14 protein-coding genes are annotated in these 17,241 nt (G+C 71.8%); 10 read left to right on the top strand and 4 right to left on the bottom strand.

What is annotated here, in order from left to right; all coding sequences use genetic code 11:
- The first annotated feature begins 49 nt into the window (after window positions 1-49).
- Genes ACIBI9_RS07555 through ACIBI9_RS07540 form a run of 4 tightly spaced genes read left to right on the top strand, consistent with a single transcriptional unit; the run spans window position 50 to window position 3,360 of the window.
- Window positions 50-958 (top strand): glutamate ABC transporter substrate-binding protein, encoded by a 909-nt coding sequence (locus tag ACIBI9_RS07555; RefSeq protein WP_364830572.1) that lies wholly within the window; start codon window positions 50-52, stop codon window positions 956-958.
- Complete coding sequence (locus tag ACIBI9_RS07550) at window positions 958-1,602, top strand: amino acid ABC transporter permease (protein ID WP_397221119.1); 645 nt, start codon at window positions 958-960, stop codon at window positions 1,600-1,602. The genes ACIBI9_RS07555 and ACIBI9_RS07550 overlap by 1 nt, the downstream gene beginning before the upstream one ends.
- Entirely contained in the window at window positions 1,599-2,423 is an 825-nt protein-coding gene (locus tag ACIBI9_RS07545) for an amino acid ABC transporter permease (RefSeq protein WP_397221118.1), read from the top strand. The genes ACIBI9_RS07550 and ACIBI9_RS07545 overlap by 4 nt, the downstream gene beginning before the upstream one ends.
- Window positions 2,416-3,360, top strand: coding sequence for an asparaginase (locus ACIBI9_RS07540; RefSeq protein ID WP_397221117.1), 945 nt, complete (start codon window positions 2,416-2,418; stop codon window positions 3,358-3,360). The genes ACIBI9_RS07545 and ACIBI9_RS07540 overlap by 8 nt, the downstream gene beginning before the upstream one ends.
- Window positions 3,361-3,371: 11 nt before the next feature.
- Here ACIBI9_RS07540 and ACIBI9_RS07535 read toward each other — a convergent pair whose 3' ends face one another.
- A complete protein-coding gene (locus ACIBI9_RS07535; protein WP_397221116.1) occupies window positions 3,372-4,805 on the bottom strand; it encodes an LCP family protein in 1,434 nt (477 codons plus the stop codon).
- A gap of 89 nt (window positions 4,806-4,894) precedes the next feature.
- Here ACIBI9_RS07535 and ACIBI9_RS07530 point away from each other — a divergent pair, with 89 nt between their 5' ends.
- Window positions 4,895-5,782 carry a crotonase/enoyl-CoA hydratase family protein gene (locus tag ACIBI9_RS07530; protein ID WP_397221115.1) on the top strand — a complete coding sequence of 296 codons (888 nt, stop codon included), beginning with the start codon at window positions 4,895-4,897 and terminating at the stop codon, window positions 5,780-5,782.
- A gap of 1 nt (window position 5,783) precedes the next feature.
- Window positions 5,784-6,707 (top strand): alpha/beta hydrolase, encoded by a 924-nt coding sequence (locus ACIBI9_RS07525; RefSeq protein ID WP_397221114.1) that lies wholly within the window; start codon window positions 5,784-5,786, stop codon window positions 6,705-6,707.
- Here the strand turns inward: ACIBI9_RS07525 and ACIBI9_RS07520 are convergent.
- Window positions 6,680-8,173 carry an alpha/beta hydrolase family protein gene (locus ACIBI9_RS07520; protein WP_397221113.1) on the bottom strand — a complete coding sequence of 498 codons (1,494 nt, stop codon included), beginning with the start codon at window positions 8,171-8,173 and terminating at the stop codon, window positions 6,680-6,682. The genes ACIBI9_RS07525 and ACIBI9_RS07520 overlap by 28 nt on opposite strands.
- 107 nt (window positions 8,174-8,280) lie before the next feature.
- Between ACIBI9_RS07520 and ACIBI9_RS07515 the strand changes: the two genes are divergently transcribed.
- The 3 genes from ACIBI9_RS07515 to ACIBI9_RS07505 are packed head-to-tail and all read left to right on the top strand — an operon-like array spanning window position 8,281 to window position 13,903.
- The gene (locus ACIBI9_RS07515; RefSeq protein ID WP_397221112.1) at window positions 8,281-9,390 is read left to right on the top strand and encodes an exonuclease SbcCD subunit D; all 1,110 of its coding nucleotides are present in this window, start codon (window positions 8,281-8,283) and stop codon (window positions 9,388-9,390) included.
- On the top strand, window positions 9,391-12,954 hold the full coding sequence (locus ACIBI9_RS07510) for an AAA family ATPase (RefSeq protein WP_397221111.1): 3,564 nt from the start codon (window positions 9,391-9,393) through the stop codon (window positions 12,952-12,954). It abuts the gene before it with no gap.
- A gap of 55 nt (window positions 12,955-13,009) precedes the next feature.
- Window positions 13,010-13,903, top strand: a complete 894-nt coding sequence (locus tag ACIBI9_RS07505) for an NAD-dependent epimerase/dehydratase family protein (protein WP_397221110.1) — start codon at window positions 13,010-13,012, stop codon at window positions 13,901-13,903.
- A 28-nt stretch (window positions 13,904-13,931) separates the two neighbouring features.
- Here the strand turns inward: ACIBI9_RS07505 and ACIBI9_RS07500 are convergent, their stop codons facing one another.
- Entirely contained in the window at window positions 13,932-14,567 is a 636-nt protein-coding gene (locus ACIBI9_RS07500) for an HAD family hydrolase (RefSeq protein WP_397221109.1), read from the bottom strand.
- Between the two features lie 87 nt (window positions 14,568-14,654).
- On the opposite strand from ACIBI9_RS07500, the gene ACIBI9_RS07495 reads away from it, so the two are divergent.
- Complete coding sequence (locus tag ACIBI9_RS07495) at window positions 14,655-15,941, top strand: MFS transporter (protein WP_397221108.1); 1,287 nt, start codon at window positions 14,655-14,657, stop codon at window positions 15,939-15,941.
- Here the strand turns inward: ACIBI9_RS07495 and ACIBI9_RS07490 are convergent.
- Window positions 15,938-17,158, bottom strand: a complete 1,221-nt coding sequence (locus ACIBI9_RS07490; protein ID WP_397221107.1) for a LeuA family protein — start codon at window positions 17,156-17,158, stop codon at window positions 15,938-15,940. The genes ACIBI9_RS07495 and ACIBI9_RS07490 overlap by 4 nt on opposite strands.
- Window positions 17,159-17,241: the final 83 nt, after the last annotated feature.

Below are 17,241 nucleotides of genomic sequence, written 5' to 3'. Positions count from 1 at the left end.
CTCCCACTACGGTCCGGCCTATCTTCGAAATCGAAGGAAGTGACCGTTCATGAAGAGGTTTGTCGCCGTCGTCGCCGTCTCGCTGTTAGGGCTGGCGGCCTGTGGTGAGTCGAGTAGTCCCGCCGTGCCAGGGGCGCCGTCCGAGAAGGGCAGCGACGTCCTGGCCAAGGCGCCCGTCGCGGCGGCGGCCGACATCCTGCCCGGCTCCACCATGGAGAAGATCAAACAGCGCGGCGAGCTCCTCGTGGGCGGCTCGCTGGACGCGCCCCTGCTCTCCCAGCAGAACCCCGCCACCGGCGAGGTCGAGGGGTTCGACGCGGACATGGGCAAGGCGCTGGCCAAGTACATCCTGGGCGAGCCCAAGGTGAAGATCGTCAACTCGGCGTCGGAGACTCGGGAGGCGCTGCTGGCCAACGGGACCGTGGACGTCGTCTTCCAGACGTACACGATCACCGAGGAGCGGGCGAAGCAGGTCGCGTTCGCGGGCCCGTACTACACCTCGGGGCTGACGATCGCGGTGAAGAAGGGCACGACGGGCATCGCCAAGCCGGAGGACCTGAACGGCAAGAAGGTCCTGGCGGGCGCGAACACCCCGGCCATCCCCGCGATCAAGAAGCTGGCGCCGCAGGCGGAGATCATCACCTTCGGCAGCGACCCGGAGTGCGTCCAGGCGCTCAAGCAGGACCGGGGCGTGGCCTACGTGCAGGATGAGACGATCCTCATCGCGGACGCCAAGAAGGACCCGTCGATCGAGATCGTGACCAAGCCGTTCACCGTGGACCCGTACGGGATCGGGCTCAAGCACGGCGACGACCAGTTCAAGAAGTTCGTCAACGACTGGCTGAAGAAGACCCAGGACACCGGGGTCTGGCAGGAGATCTGGAAGAAGTCCATCGGCACCGTGGTGACCGGCGACGCTCCCCAGCCGCCGCAGATCGGCTCCGTGCCGGGGTCCTGATGTCCGTTCTCCTCGATCACCTGCCCGAGCTGTGGCAGGGGCTGATCGTGACGTTCCAGCTCACCGCCGCGTCCTTCGCGGGCGCGGCGGTGCTGGGCGCGCTCGTATGCGCCCTGCGGGTCAGCCCGGTGCGGGTGCTGCGCGCCATCGGCACGGCGTACGTGGAGTCCTTCCAGAACCTGCCGCTCCTCGTCCTGCTCGTCCTGGCCTTCTTCGGCCTGCCGGAGATCGGTATCAAGGCCGAGCCGCTGGTCACCGCCATCGTGGTCATCGCCGTGTACGAGGCCGCGTACGTCGGCGAGGCCCTGCGCTCCGGAGTGAACTCGGTGGGCAAGGGGCAGGGCGAGGCGGCGCGGGCGATCGGGCTGACGTTCAGCCAGTCGCTCAGGCACGTGGTCCTGCCGCAGGCGCTGCGCACGGTCGTCCAGCCGCTCGGCAACATCTTCATCGCCACCACGATGAACACCGCCCTGGCCGCCGCCGTCGGCGTCGTGGACCTGACGGCCGCCGCCAACCGGGTGAACCTCGTCGAGGCGCAGCCCATCCCGATCTTCGTCGGCGCGGGCCTGGCGTACGCGCTGATCGCCGCGGCGGCGGGATTCGTCACCGGCCGACTCGAACGCAAGCTGGTGATCCTGCGGTGACCGTCCTCTTCGACGAGCCCGGCCCCAAGGCGCGCAGGCGCATCCGCGTCGCGACCGTGCTCGGCGTCCTGGCCGCCGTCGCGCTCGCCGTCCTGGCCGTGCGGCAGTTCGCGGCGAACGGGCAGCTCGACGCCGCCCGCTGGCAGCCGTACGCGACCTGGCCGATGTGGCGCTACCTTCTGACGGGACTGTGGTCCACGTTCCTGGCGGCCGTCGTGTCGGCGGCGCTGTCCATGGCGTTCGGCCTGGTCCTGGCCCTGGGGCGGCTCTCGCACCGCAGGTGGATCCGCCTCCCGGCCGCCGCCTACGTCGAGGTCATCAGGGTCGTGCCGGCGCTGCTGCTGGTGTACGTGGTGCTGTTCGCGCTGCCGCGCTACGGCCTGGACCTGCCGCTGTTCTGGAAGCTGGCCGTGCCCCTGACGGCGTCGAACGCCGCGGCCTTCGCCGAGATCTTCCGCGCCGGCATCAACTCCATCGAACGCGGCCAGAGCGAGGCGGGCCTGGCCGTCGGCCTCACGCAGCTCCAGACCATGCGCCTCGTCGTGCTGCCCCAGGCGGCCCGCCGCGTGCTGCCGTCGATCGTCAGCCAGTCCGTCGGCCTGCTCAAGGACACTTCGCTGGGCTTCGTCGTCAGCTACGGCGAGCTGCTCTACAGCGGCAAGGTCCTGGCCGCCTACAACGGTCTGCTCATCCAGACGTACCTGGTCGTCGCGCTGGTCTATCTGGCGGTCAACGTATCCCTGTCCAAGCTGGCCCGCACGTTGGAGGCCCGACAGGCCGTGACGTCCATCAAATCCAGAAGGAGGGCCGTAAGTGCCTGACTACGCCGTGCTCGCCGAGGTGATCCGCTCCGGATTCGTGGAGAGCGTCCATTACGGCAGCGCCGTCGGCCTGGACCCGTCCGGGCGCGCCGAGGTGGCCCTCGGGCAGGTGGACGCGCCGGTGCTGCCGCGCTCGTCCGCCAAGCCGTTCCAGGCGCTGGCCTGCCTCACCGCAGGCGCGGCGCTGGCGGGGCCGCGGCTGGCCATCGCGGCGGGCAGCCACACGGGCGAGGACTTCCACGTGGAGCTGGTCCGCGAGATCCTCGACGACTACGGCCTGGACTTCGGCGCGCTGGCGTGCCCGCCGTCGTGGCCGGAGGACAGCCCCACCATGTACGGGCTCATCAGGCAGAGCGCCGACCCGTCCCGCGAGCGCATGAACTGCTCCGGCAAGCACGCCGCCATGCTCGCCGCCGCCGTGGCCAACGGCTGGGACGTGCCCGGCTACCTGTCGGCCGGCCATCCCCTGCAGCTCCAGGTCCGTTCGGTCACCGAGGAGCTGGCGGGGGAGAAGGCCGCGCACGTGGCGGTGGACGGCTGCGGCGCGCCGCTGTTCGGCCTGTCGCTGACCGGGCTGGCGCGGGCCGTGCAGGGCCTGGTGCTGGCCGCGCCGGGCAGCGCGCCCCGCCAGGTCGCCGACGCCATGCGCGCGCACCCCGAGTACGTGGGCGGGACCGGGCACCAGAACACCGAGCTGATGCGGGCGCTGCCCGGCGCCGTGGCCAAGGGCGGCGCGGAGGGCGTGCTGGTGGTGGCCCTGGAGTCGGGCCACTCGGTGGCGGTCAAGGTCATCGACGGCAGCCCGCGCGCCACCACGGCCGTCGCCCTGGCGGTCCTGCGGCGCATGGGCTGCGACGTCACGACGGCGGCGGCGTTCGAGCAGGTGGACGTGCTGGGCGGCGGGGTCCCCGTGGGCCGGATCGTCGCCCGCGGGTAGGCCGCGAGAGCTCAGAGCGAGCCGTCGCAGCCGTCCGTGATGCCCTTCGCCGGGTTCTGGCCGGCTCTCTTGGCGGCAGCCGTCTTCTTGGGAGAAGGACTGGCGGAGGCGGTGGCGGCGACGGGCGGCTTCGTGTCGCCCGAGTCCCGCATCGCCTTCGCCGCGATGGTGCGGATCCGCTCCCAGTCGGGATAGCCGGTGTTGATCAGCGGCGGCACGAACTGCACGCTCGTCACCTTGGCGTTCTTGACCTTCAGCGCCAGCGGCACCAGGTTCTTGAGCAGGTCCCGCGGGATGTCGGTCCTGATCAGCTCCTTGGTGGCCAGCGCGATCCGGTTGAACCGCATCAGCACCGTCGCCGGGTCCGCCTGGGTGAGCAGCGCGCCGAGCACGCAGCGCTGGCGGCGCATCCGGGTGTAGTCGTCGCTGAACGTGCGCGAGCGGGCGTACCACATGGCGTCGGCGCCCTTGAGCTTGCGCGTGCCGGCCTTGACCAGGCCCTCGTTGTACTTGCCGAACACCACGTCCTTCTCGACGGTGATCGTGATGCCGCCGATGGCGTCGATGAGCCGGGCGAAGCCCCACATGTTGACCAGGGCGTACCAGTCGACCTTGACGCCGAGCGTGTAGCCGATCGTGTCCATCAGCACCCTGGGGCCCTGGTGCTGCTTGCCGCCGAAGATCTCCGGGTGCGCGTCGGCGTACTCCCAGACGCTGTTGAGCAGGTCGCTGCGCCCGCCGCCGGGGTCGGGCGGCAGGCGGAAGCCGTTGGGGAAGTGCTGGGCCATCGGCGTGCCGGGGCGGAAGCGCACGTTCTCCAGGTTGCGCGGCAGGCTGAACAGCACGGTGTTGCCGGTCTTCACGTCGACGCTGGCCAGGTTCATGCTGTCGGTGCGGACGCCGATCCGGTTGTCGTCGGCGTCGCCGCCCAGCAGCAGGATGTTGACCCGCTGCCGTCCCGCCCACGGGTCCTCCGGCCGCTCCGCGGCGGCGCCGGATGACGGGGCGTCGGACGAAGTCTCCTGGAAGATGTCGTTGATCGTGCTCTGCGCGGTCCACACGTACTGCGTGACCACGCCGAACGGGAGCACCACCGCGACGGCGAGGAGCCCCGCCAGCGTCCCGGTGACGATCTGACCGCCTTGTGGCAGCCGCCCCGGCCGCAGCACGATGAACGAGTGCACGATCACGGCGAACCAGGTCACGCCCAGCACGGCGGCGCTCACGATGATCGCCGTCATCCGCGCGACGAGCGTGCCCAGCAGGTTGTCGGTCGTCAGCGCGAACGCGAGCAGCGCCAGGACGCCCACGATGTAGCAGGAGATCAGGGCGAGGCCGGTCTTGCGCCAACCGGCGCGAAGATGGGCGGCCCCGGGCGCCAGCGCCGCCAGCGCCAGCCATCCGAGGACCGCTCCGGCGCTCGAGGGTTCCTTTGCCTGCCGCACGCCTTCCCCGTTTCCCCGAATTACAACCTTAGGCCTCTTACAGAGGCGGCAGCCTACGCACCTAATACGAAATATGTCTTTATCGGAGGATGAACATCAGCAGCCGAACAGACTTCACCGAGATCGAGTACGAAGTCGCCGACCAGATCGCCACCGTCACATTGAACCGCCCGGAGCGGCTGAACGCCTTCACCTTTACGATGCGGAGGGAGTTGATCGCGGCGTTCGACCGCGCCGACACCGACGACGGGGTGCGCGCGGTGGTGGTCACGGGGGCGGGCCGCGCGTTCTGCGCCGGGGCGGACCTGAGCGGCGGCGGGGACACCTTCGCGCACGGCGCGGAAGGCGCGCACGGGGAGCTGGTGGACGGGGTGCCGCGCGACGGCGGCGGCACGGTCGCGCTCAGGATCGCCCGCTCGCTCAAGCCGGTCATCGCCGCGATCAACGGCCCCGCCGTGGGCGTCGGGCTGACGATGACGCTGCCCATGGACGTCCGGCTGGCCTCGGCGACGGCGCGGTTCGGGCTCGTGTTCGCGCGGCGTGGCATCGTCACCGAGGCCGCGTCGAGCTGGTTCCTGCCCAGGATCGCCGGCATCGCCCAGGCCATGGAATGGGCCGCGACCGGCCGGGTCTTCCCCGCCTCCGAGGCGCTCGAAGGGCGGCTGGTCTCGCGGGTGTATCCGCCGGACGAGCTGCTGCCGGCGGCGTACGCGCTGGCCCGCGAGATCGCCGACAACACCTCGGCCGTCTCCGTGGCCGCCATCCGCAGGCTGATGTGGTCGGGCCTGTCGGCGACCTCGCCGTGGGAGGCGCACGCGGCCGACTCGCGCATCATGGCCGAGCTGGGCGGCGCGCCCGACACGGTCGAGGGGGTGACGGCGTTCCTGGAGAAGCGCCGCGCGGACTTCCCGATGCGGGTGAGCGAGGATCTGCCGCCCGGTGTCCCGTCGTGGCCGGAAAATCCTTATGGTGGCTAGCATGTACGAGATCACCGTGCTGCAGCTGCCGGACGACTTCGAGGGTGAGGTCGTCGCGACGCTGGTCTCCAGGAAGGCGGGATCCCGCAGGGCGGTGCTCTACCTGCACGGGTTCACCGACTATTTCTTCCAGGACCACCTCGCCGACCACTACGTCCAGCGCGGCATCGACTTCTACGCTCTCGACCTGCGCAAATACGGGCGTTCGTTGTTGCCGCACCAGACCAGGGGCCTGATCAGGAGCGTCACCGACTACTTCCCCGAGATCGACGAGGCCGTCCGCATCGTCAGGCAGGACCATGACGAGCTGACGATCAACGCCCACTCGACCGGCGGCCTGGTCGCCTCCCTGTGGGCCGACCGGGTCCGCGGGCGGGGGCTGGTGCAGGGGATGGTGCTCAACAGCCCGTTCTTCGACCTGAACGTGTCCACCCCGCTGCGCGTGGCCGCCGATCTGTTCAAGACGCCCCTCTCGTACACGCGCTGGCCGCTCCCGCTGGGGATCAGCACCGTCTACGGGCGGACGCTGCACCGCAGCGAGGGCGGCGAATGGGACTACGACCTGGAGCTCAAGCCGCTGGGCGGCTTCTCCGTGCACGCCATGTGGCTGGCCGCCATCCGCCGGGCGCAGCGGCGGCTGCACGCGGGGCTCGCGGTGGACGTACCGGTCCTCGTGCTGGCCTCCACCAACGGGCTGCGGGTACGCGACCTCGTCCCGGAGGCCCGCTCGGCGGACATCGTGCTCGATCCCCAGCACATCGCCCGCTGGTCCACCTCGCTCGGCCCGCACGTCACGTGCGTGCGCATCCCGGACGGCGTGCACGACCTGGTGCTGTCGGCGGAGCCGGCGCGCAAGCAGGTCTTCGCCGAGCTGGACCGCTGGATGGAGGCCTATGTCTACCAGGGGAAGGAGAACAGCCCGTAGTAGGCCGCCGCCACCAGCAGCAGCCCCGTGCCGCCCAGCACGCCGGCGACCGCCACGTGCTGCCAGCGGCCGGGCCGCATGCCCTCGCGCAGGGCCGACACGAACGCCGCCACGGCCGTCACCTCCTGGATCAGCATGAGCGCCGCGAGGAGCCGCACGATCAGCCAGCCGGCCAGCACGGCCGGCCAGGCGCCCGCCTGGTTGACCGAGAACAGCACCAGCAACATGATGAACGCGAGCACCGAGGCCAGCAGGCCCAGGCCCGTCCAGGCCATCCGGCTGAGCCGGCGCCTGATCGGGGGCCACAGCCTGGCGTTCGTCTCGACGGGGACTTGGGTGCGGCCGCGCAGGCGTACGACCATGGCCGCGACGGGGCCCGCCACGTAGCCGACGGCGGCCAGGCAGATCGTCAGCCCCAGCATCGTGCCGCCCGCGTACCAGGGGGCGGCCGGCACGTCGCTGGCCTCGAACCGCTGCACCGGCGTGGTGCCCGCCAGGTGCAGGGCGGGCCGCGCGGTGCCGGGCAGGCCGGTGATCCAGTTGGCCAGGGTCTCGAGGTAGCCCTTGGTGAAGGGGCCGCCGTTCACCCGCATGGCGTGGTCGCCCTTGGCCATGAAGCGGATCGTGTAGTCGTCGTTGCCCGCTTTGTTCATGCCCTTTATGAGCGCCTGGGTGGACTCGACGAACGGGATCGAGGGGTCGGTGGTGCCGTAGAAGGCCAGGACCGGCTGCTTGATCCCGCTTAATGCCGGCAGCGCGTCATATCTGAGGAAGTTGAAGCCGACCCCGCCCATGGCCCTGGTCAGCAGGTCGCGGGCGCCGATCGGGGCCCGCAGCCGGAGCAGCTGCTCGTTCAGCGCCCAGGCGACCTGGCGCAGCGGGGAGACGTTCGGGGACGACACCAGGATCACGAACCCCACCGCCGTGCTCTTCGCCGCGGCGATCGGGACCACCCAGCCGCCCTCGCTGACCCCCCACAGGCCGATGCGCGCCGGATCGACCTCGGGACGCGTACGCAGGAGCTCCACCATGCGCAGGGCGTCGTCGGCGAGCAGCGAGAAGTCGCGGTGGCGGAAGTTGTAGCCGATCGTGCGCTTGTCGAACGCGATCGTCACCACGCCCGCCTTGGCCAGGAACTCCGCCTGCGGCGTGAACTCCGTCCGCGACCCGTTGCCCGACCCCGACACGAACACCATCGCCGGGTGGCGTCCAGGCGTCAGCGGCACCCGGAGCGTTCCGTCCAGGCGCTGGCCCTCCGCCGAGATGGAGATCTCCTCCCTGCGGACGGGATCGACCGCCACCACCGGCCGCAGCTCGCCCGCGGGCTGCGCCGGGATCGTCTGGAAGGCTGGATCCACCTTGAGCGGTGGCGGATCGAACGCGGGCGGCAGTACATATCCGACCGTCGCGAGAGCCACCAGCACCAGACCGGCGGCGACGCTCAAGGTGCCACGGCCAGTGCGCATCGGCCTCCCCATGTGCGTTGGTTTGCCCGCCGATCTTCTAGCCTACTCCCGGCCCGCGGGACGGAAGAGGCCGCATTTGTCGGTGAGAACTGTTAGCTTCCTGCGACATGCGGATCCTGCACACCTCGGACTGGCATCTGGGGCGCTCGTTCCATCGCGAGAGCCTGCTCTCGGCGCAGCAGGCGTTCGTCGACCACCTGGTGGAGACGGTCCGGGCGGAGCAGGTCGACGTGGTGGCGGTCGCGGGCGACGTCTACGACCGCGCGCTGCCGCCGGTCGACGCGGTCGCGCTGCTCGACTCGGCGCTCGGGCGGCTGCGCGGGGCGGGGGCGCGGGTGGTGCTGATCAGCGGCAACCACGACTCGGCGCTGCGGCTGCGCTTCGGCTCGGCCCTCTTCGAGGCCGCGGGGGTGCACGTGCGCACCTCGCCCGACCTGGCCTGGGAGCCGGTGCTGATCGACGACGTGGCCTTCTACGGCATCCCCTACCTGGAGCCCGAGCTGGTCCGCCACGCCTGGGAGCTGCCCGACCGGAGCCACACGGCCGCCCTCACGTACGCGATGGACCGCGTCAGGGCCGACGCCGCCCGCCACCGCGCCTCGGTGGTGCTGTCGCACTGCTTCGTCGTCGGGGGCCAGGCCAGCGACAGCGAGCGCGACATCAGCGTGGGCGGGGTGTCCCACGTTCCGCTGTCGGCCTTCGACGGGGTGTCCTATGTCGCGCTGGGCCACCTCCACGGGCGGCAGCGCATGTCGGAGACGGTGCGTTACTCGGGGTCGCCGCTGGCGTACTCGTTCTCGGAGGTCGGTCACGTCAAGGGCTCGTGGCTGGTCACGCTCGGCTCGGGGGTCGACTTCGTGCCGGCGCCGGTGCCGCGGCCCGTGGGGCGGTTGCGGGGCGACCTGGAGGAGCTGCTGACCTCTCCGCGGCACACCCCGCACGAGGACCACTGGCTGCACGTCACCCTCACCGACGCCGTTCGCCCCAGGTCCGCCATGGACCGGCTGCGCGCCCGCTTCCCCCACACCCTCGCCCTCTCCTTCGACCCGGTCGGTGCCGCGCCAGCCGCCCGGCCCGTGCGGCTGAGTGGGCGGCCGGAGGCGGAGGTGGCCCTCGATTTCGTCAGGGAAGTACGCGGCGAGCCTGCCGCACGTGACGAGGAAGACCTGCTAAGACAGGCGATCGAGGCGTCGAGGGTGAAGGAGACGATGGCGTAGATGCGGCCGCACCGGCTCTCGCTGACGGCGTTCGGGTCGTTCCCGGGCACCGAGACGGTCGACTTCGACGCGCTGGCCGAGGCGGGCCTGTTCCTGGTCCACGGGCCCACGGGCGCGGGCAAGACCACGATCCTCGACGCGCTCTGCTTCGGCCTCTACGGCCAGGTGCCCGGGCAGCGCAACGACGCCCGCAGCCTGCGCTGCGACCACGCCCCGCCCTCGGCCGGGCCCTCGGTCACGCTGGAGGTGTCCATCCGCGGGCGGTTACTCCGCATCCAGCGCTCGCCGTCCTGGCAGCGGCCCAAGCTGCGCGGGACGGGGTTCACCGAGGAGAAGCCCAAGGTCGTCGTCTCGGAGTGGCACGGGTCGGAGTGGCAGGGGCTGACCACCCGGCTGGACGAGGCCGGTGACCTGATCGGCGGGCTGCTGGGCATGAACGCCGACCAGTTCTGCCAGGTGGCGATGTTGCCCCAGGGCAATTTCGCCAAGTTCCTGCGGGCCGAGGGGGAGGAGCGCCGCAGGCTGCTGGAGCGGCTGTTCTCGGTCAAGGTCTTCACCCAGGCGGAGTCGTGGCTGGCCGAGCACCGCAAGCTCGCCTTCCGGGAGGCGCAGGAGCTCCGGCAGGAGGTCGACTTCGCCGTCCAGCGGGTCGAGGAGGCGGCGGGCGGCGACCTGGACGAGGCCTCCTCGGTTGAGGACGATCCCCTGCGGTGGGCGGGGGCGCTGCTGGATGCCGCGCGGGCCGTCGTGGGCCGGGCGGGCGAGGAGCACGAGGTGGCCGGGCAGGCCGCGCGTTCGGCGCGGCTGCGGTTCGAGCAGGCCGCCGCGCTGGCCGACCGGCAGCGCCGGCACGCCGAGGCGCTCACCCTGCGCCGCACCCTTGACGAGCGGGCGGACGAACGGGCCGACCTGCAGGCCATCCTCGACGACGCCGCCAGGGCCGATCGCGTGGTGCCCCTGATCACGGCGGTCAGGCAGCGTTCGGAGGCCGCCGCCAAGGCGCGCTCCCTGGCCGCCGACGCCCTCGCCCGAGCCCGCCCCCTCCTCGCCCGGCACGCGGCCGACGCCCCCGGCCCCTCACCTTCGGACGGCTCGTCTTCGGAGGGCTCATCTGCCGTCGGCGCCGGGCCGGACGGGCGCTCGGCGGGTGAGTCGTCGCCGGGTGAGCTGGCCGCGCTGGAGCGGGAGCGGCAGGCCGAGATCGCGCGGCTGTCGGAGCTGCTCACCGAGGAGGCCCGGCTGTCGGTGGTCCGGCGTGACCTGTTGCGCGTGGAGGAGGAGCTGGCCCAGCTGGTCGGCGCCGACGAGGCCGTCGGCGCCAGGCTGGCCGCCCTGCCCGCCCTCATCGAGCAGGCCGAGGGCAGGCTGGCCGAGGCGCGCGTGGACGCCGCCAGGATCCCGGCCGCGCAGGCCGTACGCGACGCCGCCGCCCACCTGATCGAGATCGACGACGAGCTGGCCAGGCTGGCCGCGGAGCTCGACGCGCTGGCGCAGCGCGAGGCCGAGGTGTCCGCCGCCGAGGCCGAGCTGCCCGAGCGGATCGCCGACGCCGCCGCGGCCCTCGCCGAGGTGCAGGCGCAGGCGGCGGCCATCCCCGCCGCGGGCGCGGGCCTCGACGCCGCCAGGGCCGCGCTGGAGGCCACCCACCGCCGCGAGGCCCTGGCCGCGGAGCTGGAGGCGGCCGCCGCCGCCCACCAGGCGCTCGTGGACCACGCCCAGACGCTCCGCGAACGCTGGCTCGACCTGCGCCAGGCCCGCATCGACGGCATGGCGGCGGAGCTGGCCCGCGACCTGTCCGACGGCTGGCCCTGCGCGGTCTGCGGCTCCGACCACCACCCCGATCCCGCCTCCCCGGTCCCCAGCGCGCCCTCGGCCGACGACGAGCACGAGGCCGAGAGCGCCCACGAAGCCGCCCTGGCCCAGCGCGAGGCCGCCGAACGCGCCCTGGCCTCCCTCGAGTCCCGGCACGCCGACGTGGTCGAGGCCACCGGGGGCCTGGACGTCGAGACGGCCGAGGCGCAGGTGCTGGGGGCGGAGCAGGAGCTGGCCCGCCTCCAGGCGGTGGCCGACCGCGAGCCCGCCCTGGCCGCGGCGCTCGAACGCGTCGAGATCGAGCGCGAACGGGTCAGGGACCAGGCCAGGGAGATCGCCGAGACCCTCGCCGGCCACCGCGCCCACCACACCCACCTGGAGTCCGAACGCACCCGCCTCATCCAGACGGCCCTGCTCACCGCAGATCAGGAGTCCGCTCGTCCGGACGGCCCGGGTGGGCTCACCGGAGACCCGGAGCCCGCGCCTCTGGACGGGCCGGCCGTGCTGGCGCGGGCCGAGCGGGAGTTGCGCAGGCTGCGGGCGTCGGCGGACGGGGAGCCGGTGCTGGCGCGGGAGGCGGCGGCGCTCAACCGGGAGCGCCTGGAGCTGGAGGAGGAGCGGCGGCGGGTCGAGGCGCGGCTGGCGTCGTACCGCACCCGCCATGAGGAGCTGAGCGGGGACGCCGGGCGGCTCAGCGCCCGGCTGGACGCGGCGCGGGGCGACGATCCCACCCTGACCGCGCGCCTGTCGAGGCTCCACGACGAGGCCGAGCTGCTGCGGGAGGCCCTGGAGGCCACGCAGGCGGCGGTGGCGGCCCTCGACGAGCTGGCCAGGGCCCGGCAGGCCGCGGAGGAGGCGGCGACCGAGGCCGGGTTCGCGGACGTGCCGGAGGCGGAGGCGGCGTTCCGAAGCCCGGCGGAGCGGGAGCGGCGGGCGGAGGCGCTGCGCCGGCTGGACGACGAGCACGCCGCCGTCACGAGCGTCCTGGCCGACCCCGAGCTGGTCGCGGCCGCCGCAGCGCCCGCGCCCGACCTGGCCTCGATCGGGAGCGAGCGCGACCGGCTGGAGGAGGCGCACACCAGGCTGTCGAGCGCGCGCGACCGGGCCGTGGCCAGGGCGGAGCGGCTGGCCCAGCTGCATGGCGAGCTGTCCGACCGCATCGAGCGCTGGCGCCCGGCGGCCGAGCGGCACCGGCTGGCCGAGCGCATGGCGGCGCTGGCCAGCGGCACGTCCGGCGACAACCAGTGGAGCATGAGCCTGTCGTCGTACGTGCTGGGGGAGCGGCTGCGGCAGGTGGTGGACGCCGCGAACGAACGGCTCGACCACATGTCGGGGGGCCGCTACCTACTGCGCCACGACCTGCGCAAGACGGCCGGGTCCCGCGGGCGCTCCGGGGGCGGGCTGGGGCTGCGGGTCGCCGACGGGTGGACCGGCGTCGACCGCGATCCGGCCACGCTGTCCGGCGGTGAAAGTTTCATCACGTCACTGGCGCTGGCGCTGGGGCTGGCGGACGTCGTCACGGCCGAGGCCGGGGGCACGGAGCTGGGCACGCTCTTCGTGGACGAGGGCTTCGGCACCCTCGACGAGGACACCCTCGACGGCGTTCTGGACATCCTCGACGGGCTGCGCGACGGCGGGCGGGCCGTGGGCATCGTCAGCCACGTCGCCGAGCTGCGCTCGAGGATCACGGCCCAGCTCAAGGTCACCAAGACCCGCACCGGGTCGACCGTGTCGCTGTCGGGGGTGGGCTGAGCGGCGACGCCGGCGCGACCTCGCGTAGATTGCTCGCACCGAACCCCATGAAGGAGTGGAGCCCATGCGCGTCGTCGTCACCGGAGCCCATGGCAAGGTCGGCCGAGCTGCCGTCAAGGCGCTGGCCGAGGCCGGTCACGAGGTGACCGGCGTGGATCTCACGCGCCCGATCTGGGAGCGGCACGAGCCCGGCGAACCCGCCTACAAGCAGGCCGAGCTGACCGACGCCGGGCAGGCGTACGCCGTGGTCCACGGGGCCGACGCGGTCGTGCACGCCGCCGCCATCCCCGACCCCACCGCCAACGCGCCGCACGTGGTCTTCCAGAACAACCTGATGGCCACGTTCAACATGATCGAGGCGGCGATCCGTCTCGGCGTCCCCCGCTTCGTGAACATCTCCAGCGAGACCGTCCCCGGCTACTTCTTCGCCGACCGCCCCTTCCTGCCCGACTACGCGCCGGTGGACGAGGAGCACCCAGCCCGGCCGCAGGACCCGTACGCGCTGTCCAAGCACTTCGGCGAGCAGCTCATGGACGCCGCGGTGCGCCGCTCCGACATCAGGTGCATCTCGCTGCGGCCGAGCTGGGTGCAGCACGAGGGCAACTACGAGCGCAACATCGGACCGCAGGTCCGCGACGCCTCCGTGATCGGCGCGGGGCTGTGGAGCTACACCGACGTGTACGACCTCGCGGACGCGATCGTCCTGGCCGTCGAGTCCGACCTGCCCGGTCACGAGGTGTTCTACATCGCCGCGCCCGACAACGCGGGCGGGCACGACTTCGCCGCCAAGCTGCGGGAGCACTACGGCGAGCGGATCGAGCTGCGGCCGCTCTCCCGTACGGACTCCTCGGGCATCTCGTGCGACAAGGCCCACCGGCTGCTGGGCTGGACCCCGAAGCGGTCGTGGCGCGACTACCTGGATGAAGACGGGCGTACCCGTCAGGGGTGACGACGCTGTTCAGGGCGCCGCCGCCGTCTCAGTGTTCGAGAGAGGTGATCAGCTCCGGCAGCGTGGCCGGGTCGTGGAACAGGGTGGCGCCCAGACCGGCGAGGCGGTCTGCGGGGATGAGGCCGCCGGCGAAGGCCAGGCAGCGCATGCCCGCGCGCATCGCCGCGGTCACCCCGAACGGGCTGTCCTCCACCACCACGCACCGCTCCGGCTCCGCCCCCAGTGTGGCCGCCGCGTGCAGGAACAGGTCCGGCTCCGGTTTGCCCCTGGCGACGTCCTCGGCGCTGAACACCCGCCCGTCGAACCGCCCGGCCAGCCCCACGAGCTCGAGGCTGTGGCGGATCACGCTGTGCCGGCCGTTCGAGGCCACGCAGCTCGGCACGGTGAGCCGGTCGAGCGCCTCCTCGATGCCTCGGATGGCGCGCAGCTCGGCCTTGACCGCCGCCGTGTACTCGGCGATGAGCTGCTCGCGCCAGCCCGGCGGCGTCTCGCCCACCTGCTCGTCCCAGTAGTCGTTCGTGCAGCCCACGAACCGCTCGATGTACTCCGTCTCGTCAATCGACCAGCCCAGGCGGCGCAGCGCCGCCGTGCCCACGCGTACGGAGATCGGCTCGCTGTCCACGAGCACTCCGTCGCAGTCGAAGATGACAAGATCGACAGCCAAGACGCGTTCCCTTCAGAGGTGTCTTTTCGCAGCTGATAGCTTCTTCGTATCGCTTCACAAGACGCTATTTCGCATAGTGAGACAAATATGACAACGTCCCCCCAGGTCGCCGCACCCAGCCGGTCAAGGATCGCGGCCGCCAGCCTCGTCGGCACGGCGATCGAATTCTATGATTTCTACATTTACGGGACCGCGGCGGCCCTGGTGCTCAACACCGCGTTCTTCCCCGGTATGGACCCGGTGGCGGGCAAGCTGGCGGCGTTCTCGACCTTCGCGGTGGCGTTCCTCTCGCGTCCGCTCGGCTCGGCCCTGTTCGGGCACTGGGGCGACCGGGTCGGCCGCAAGTCCATGCTCGTGGTGTCGCTGCTGGTGATGGGGCTCTCCACGGTCGCGATCGGGCTGCTGCCCGGCTACGCGGCCATCGGCGTGATCGCGCCCGTGCTGCTGGTGCTGCTGAGGTTCACGCAGGGCATCGGGCTCGGGGGCGAATGGGGCGGGGCGGCGCTGCTGGCCACCGAGCACGCGCCGCCCGGCCGGCGCGGGCTGTACGCGATGTTCCCGCAGCTCGGTCCGTCGGCCGGGTTCATCGTGGCGAACGGGCTGTTCCTCGTGCTCGGGGAGACGCTCAGCGACGAGCAGTTCGGGGCGTGGGGGTGGCGGCTGCCGTTCGTGGCCAGCCTGCTGCTGGTGATCGTCGGCCTGTACGTACGCCTCAAGATCTCCGAGACGCCGGTCTTCCAGGCGGCCATGGACGAGCGCCGGATCGCCAAGGTGCCGATCGCGGGCCTCTTGCGGCACCAGTGGCGGCGCGTGCTGCTCGCGGCCGGCGCCATGACCGTCGCCTACACGCTCTTCTACACCGCCACCACCTACTGCCTGGCGTACGGCACCACCGAGCTCAAGATCCCGAAGACCACCATGCTCGCTCTGACCATGGTCGGGGTCGTGTTCATGGCCGCGGGCACGGTGGTCTCCGCGATGGCCTCCGACCGGCTGGGCCGCCGCCGCACCCTGCTCACCGGGACGGGCGCGGCCGTCGCGTGGGGGCTGGTGATGTTCCCGCTGATGGAGACCAGGTCAGTGCTCCTGGTGGGCGTGGCGCTGGCGGGGGCGCTCGGCGTGATGGGGCTGGTCTTCGGGCCGATGGGCGCGTACCTGCCGGAGCTCTTCAAGACCCAGTACCGCTACAGCGGCGCCTCGGTGGCCTACAGCCTGGGCGGCGTGCTCGGCGGCGCGGTGCCCCCGCTGGTCGCCACCAGCCTGCAGGCCAGCGGGGCAGGCGTGATGGGTGTCGGCGCGTACGTCTCGGCGATGGCCCTGCTGAGCCTGCTCTGCCTGCTCGCTCTTCCCGAGACCGGCGACGACAGCCTCTAAGGGTTCTCGTAGCCGGGGAACAGCAGCGACAGCTCGCGCGGGTACGCGGCGATCAGGCGGAGCTCGTCGTCCGTGAGGGGGCGGCCGGTCATGGCGTTGCAGAGTTGCACCAGCCGGAACGCCAGGTCCTCCTCGCGGACCTCCGTGCCCAGCCCGTCCATGACGTGCCGGAAACCGGCCTTGCCGCCGTACTCGCCGGTCAGCACCACCCGGCCGGCCCTTGTGTGCCAGTCCTCCGGGAACGGGCCCAGCGTGGCCTCGTCGTACAGCTCGTAGTTGCCGTGGTCCTTGAGCGCGCCGTCGGCGTGGATGCCGCTCTCGTGCGCGAACGCGTTGCGTCCCACCCCGACCTGGTTGTACGGCAGCGGCTGCCCGAACGCATAGCCGGCCCACAGGCCGAACCTGCGGGCCCATGACAGGTCGAGGGCGTCGCCGATCTCCGCGTCGAGCCCGAAGCCATGCTGGAAGGCCAGGATGGTCGAGAGCAGGTCGGCGTTGCCGGAGCGCTCGCCGATGCCGTTCACGCACGTGTTGATCCACGCGTCCTGACCCGCGTCGAGGTCGCCGAGGGCGCCCGAGACGGAGTTGGCCACGGCCATGCCCAGGTCGTTGTGGCAGTGGGTCTCGACCGGCATCGCGGTGGCGGTGGCCAGCTTGGCGAAGCGCTCGCGGATCCTGTCGGGCGTGTCGCCGCCGATCGTGTCGCAGTAACGCACCCGGTCGGCGCCCGCCTGCTTGGCCGCCAGCGCGAACTCCAGCAGGAACCCGTCGTCCGTCCTCGAACCGTCCTCGGCGTTGACCCCCACGCTCTCGGCGCCCGCGGCCCTGGCCGTGCGCACGGCGGCCGTCATCTCCCTGATGATCGCGTCCCGGTCCAGCCGTCCCCGGAACTTGTTCTGGATCATGTAGTCGGACGTCGAGATGGACAGGTTGTAGTGCTTGAGCCCGAGTGGGGCCGCCTTCTCCACGTCCTGCGGCACGCCCCGGCACCAGCCCGACAGCCGCAACCCGCCGAACGCCCCCGCCTCGGCCAGCGCCACCTGCGCCTTGACGTACGGGACCTCGTGGAACAGGAAGGGGAACCCGATCTCGGACTGCGCCACGCCGAGCTTGGCCAGATAGAAGTTGACCATGGTCTTGCCGAACTTCGACAGGCCGGTGCGCGCGGTCTGCACGCCGTCCCGGTTGGTCACATCGAGGAAGTGAACTTTTGGCATGCCTTCACGTTGACATGCTCTTTCAACGTGTATCAATATTGATTTTCATCAACCATCATCTGTCGGTTCGGAGGGACTCGCCG

It is taken from the genome of Nonomuraea sp. NPDC050451 (assembly GCF_044458585.1).
Note: the sequence above shows the minus strand (reverse complement) of the source record. Positions and strands in the feature narration are given on the sequence as shown.

Bases quoted from the DNA above. Each gene is read 5' to 3' on its own strand.
- ACIBI9_RS07555 (WP_364830572.1), top strand. From the start codon at position 50: ATGAAGAGGTTTGTCGCCGTCGTCGCCGTCTCGCTGTTAGGGCTGGCG.
- ACIBI9_RS07550 (WP_397221119.1), top strand. From the start codon at position 958: ATGTCCGTTCTCCTCGATCACCTGCCCGAGCTGTGGCAGGGGCTGATC.
- ACIBI9_RS07530 (WP_397221115.1), top strand. From the start codon at position 4,895: ATGAACATCAGCAGCCGAACAGACTTCACCGAGATCGAGTACGAAGTC.
- ACIBI9_RS07525 (WP_397221114.1), top strand. From the start codon at position 5,784: ATGTACGAGATCACCGTGCTGCAGCTGCCGGACGACTTCGAGGGTGAG.
- ACIBI9_RS07520 (WP_397221113.1), bottom strand. From the start codon at position 8,173: ATGCGCACTGGCCGTGGCACCTTGAGCGTCGCCGCCGGTCTGGTGCTG.
- ACIBI9_RS07515 (WP_397221112.1), top strand. From the start codon at position 8,281: ATGCGGATCCTGCACACCTCGGACTGGCATCTGGGGCGCTCGTTCCAT.
- ACIBI9_RS07510 (WP_397221111.1), top strand. From the start codon at position 9,391: ATGCGGCCGCACCGGCTCTCGCTGACGGCGTTCGGGTCGTTCCCGGGC.
- ACIBI9_RS07495 (WP_397221108.1), top strand. From the start codon at position 14,655: ATGACAACGTCCCCCCAGGTCGCCGCACCCAGCCGGTCAAGGATCGCG.
- ACIBI9_RS07490 (WP_397221107.1), bottom strand. From the start codon at position 17,158: ATGCCAAAAGTTCACTTCCTCGATGTGACCAACCGGGACGGCGTGCAG.